Origin of the sequence: Nocardia sp. NPDC058497, from assembly GCF_042720195.1 — a bacterium.
Classification (GTDB): Bacteria; Actinomycetota; Actinomycetes; order Mycobacteriales; family Mycobacteriaceae; genus Nocardia.
Genome location: NZ_JBHXMY010000777.1, coordinates 1 through 2,264, shown reverse-complemented (window position 1 = coordinate 2,264; position 2,264 = coordinate 1). Strand labels below are relative to the sequence as shown.

The window sequence follows — 2,264 nt, the reverse complement described above, 5'->3', positions numbered from 1 at the left end:
GATTGCGTAGGCGCCACCGGTCCCGTCGTCGCGTGTGGGCTCAGTCGGCGCTGACGACGTTCGCGTAGGTGGCGCTCAGGCCGGCGATGAACGAGGTCAGGGCCAGCTCGAAGCTGTCGTCGTCGATCTCCTCGGCCACCGCGCGCAGCAGGTGTGCCTGGTTCAGGTGCGGGTAGCGGTCGCGGTAGACCTGCACGTCGTCGGCGAATCCGCCCGCGAACGAACCGACCGTCGAGCCCATCACCAGGTAGCGGGTCGCCGCACCGATCATGGTCGCGTAGCGCGGCGGCCAGCCCGCGCCGACCAGGCCGCCGTGCACAGCGTCGGCCGCGCGCCGGTTCTCGGCGCGGCGGCCCGGGCCCGCGGCGAGGTACGGCACGAAATTCGGGTGCGCGACCAGCGCGGACCGGTAGCTGCGCGCCCAGGCGGCCAGTGCCTCGTCCCAGCGCACGGTGTCGAACGCCGAGGTGTCGACGTGGCTCATGATGCCGGTGGCGATGTCGTCGAACAGGTCGTCCTTGTTCGGGTAGTGGCCGTAGAGCGAGGCGGCCTGCACGCCGAGTTCGGCGGCCAGTTTGCGCATGGAGACCTCGGCAAGGCCGTCCCGGTCGATCAGGGTCAGCGCGGTGTCGCGGATGCGCTCGCGGCTCAACAGCGGTACGCGCGGCCGCGCCATGTGCCACTCCTGTCTGCTCGGGGGTCCGGTCGGGATTCGAACGCTATCACCGATGGGCATGTCGGCCCTTGATTAACCGAACGGCGTTAGGATACGGTGCCCGAGTAAACCTAACGCCGTTTGGTTCAGGAGTGGTCCGATGGATCTCGCACTCACGCAAGCGCACAGTGATCTGCGCGAGCTCGCCCGCACGTGGGTGGATAAGGAGGTCGTGCCGCATGCCGCGCACTGGGACCGGGAGGAATCGGTCGACCCGGCGATCGTCGGCAAGCTCGGCGCGCTGGGGTTCCTCGGGATCGGCATCGACGAGGAGTACGGCGGTTCCGGCGGTGACGCCCTGGCCTACTGCGTGCTGCTCGAGGAACTCGGCCGGGGTGACAGCGCGGTGCGCGGCATCGTGTCGGTCTCGCTCGGGCTGGTCGGCAAGTCGATCGCCGCCTACGGCAGCGAGGAGCAGAAGCGCCGCTTCCTGCCGCCGCTGTGCGCGGGCGAGCAGCTCGGCTGCTTCGCGCTCACCGAGCCGGGCACCGGGTCCGATGCCGCGAACCTGATCACCCGCGCCACCCGTGACGGGTCGGACTGGATCATCGACGGCACCAAGATCTTCATCACCAACGGCACCTGGGCCGATGTCGCGCTGGTGTTCGCGCGCACCGGGGGACCGGGGCCGAAGGGCGTGACCGCGTTCCTTGTGCCGACCGATACGCCGGGCTTCGGCCGGACCGAGATCAAGGGCAAGCTCGGCCTGCGCGGCCAGGCCACCGCCGAACTGGTCCTCGAGCGGGTGCGGGTGCCGGATGTGCTGCGCCTCGGCGAGGAGGGGCAGGGTTTCCGGATCGCGATGGCGGCGCTGGACAAGGGCCGCATGGGCGTCGCCGCGGGGTGCGTCGGTCTGGCGCGGGCGTGCCTCGAGGCGGCGGTGCGCTACGCGGGGGAGCGGGAGCAGTTCGGCAAGCCGATCGCGGGCTATCAGCTGGTGCAGGAACTGCTCGCCGATATCGCCGTCGAGACCGAGGCGGCGCGGCTGTTGGCGTGGCGCGCAGCCGATCTCGTCGACCGGGGCGAACCGTTCGGCACCGCGGCATCGATGGCGAAGCTGTTTGCCTCCGAGGCCGCGGTGAAGGCGGCGAACAACGCCATTCAGGTGTTCGGCGGGTACGGCTACATCGACGAGTACCCCGTCGCCAAGTATCTGCGCGACGCGCGCGTGCTCACCCTCTACGAGGGCACCACCCAGATCCAGAAACTGCTCATCGGCCGCGCGCTGACCGGCGTGAACGCCATTGTCTGACACAGGAGTACAACGCATGACCCACAGAACTGCCTTCGTCACCGGGGCGGCCCGCGGCATCGGCGCGGCCACCGCGGCCCGGCTGGCCGCCGACGGTTTCGCCGTCGCCGTCGTCGATCTCGACGCCGGGGCCGCCGGGCGGTCCCGCGGGGCGCTCAAAGGGGGGGGGGGGCCCCCCCCCGGCGCACCAACACCGAGGGGGGGGCCGGGGGGGTGGGGGAGGGGGCGCGCCCGCTGGGGCCGCCGGCGGGGGAACACCCCCGGCCGCGGGGGCGGGTGGGGCGGGGGGGGAAGGGG

At 71.6% G+C, this 2,264-nt stretch carries 3 protein-coding genes; 2 read left to right on the top strand and 1 reads right to left on the bottom strand.

All coding sequences use genetic code 11. The features are described from left to right. Positions 1-40: 40 nt before the first annotated feature. Positions 41-676 (bottom strand): TetR/AcrR family transcriptional regulator, encoded by a 636-nt coding sequence (locus ACFWPJ_RS30805; protein ID WP_378856729.1) that lies wholly within the window; start codon positions 674-676, stop codon positions 41-43. A 139-nt stretch (positions 677-815) separates the two neighbouring features. On the opposite strand from ACFWPJ_RS30805, the gene ACFWPJ_RS30800 reads away from it, so the two are divergent. Together ACFWPJ_RS30800 and ACFWPJ_RS30795 are read left to right on the top strand one after the other, a co-directional pair. Next, entirely contained in the window at positions 816-1,967 is a 1,152-nt protein-coding gene (locus tag ACFWPJ_RS30800) for an acyl-CoA dehydrogenase family protein (protein ID WP_378856727.1), read from the top strand. Between the two features lie 16 nt (positions 1,968-1,983). Then, the coding region (locus tag ACFWPJ_RS30795) for an SDR family NAD(P)-dependent oxidoreductase (RefSeq protein ID WP_378856725.1) at positions 1,984-2,264 on the top strand (281 nt) is incomplete at its 3' end.

What these genes read in the sequence shown, in the direction of transcription:
- ACFWPJ_RS30800 (WP_378856727.1), top strand. Translation starts at nt 816, where the DNA reads ATGGATCTCGCACTCACGCAAGCGCACAGTGATCTGCGCGAGCTCGCC.
- ACFWPJ_RS30805 (WP_378856729.1), bottom strand. Translation starts at nt 676, where the DNA reads ATGGCGCGGCCGCGCGTACCGCTGTTGAGCCGCGAGCGCATCCGCGAC.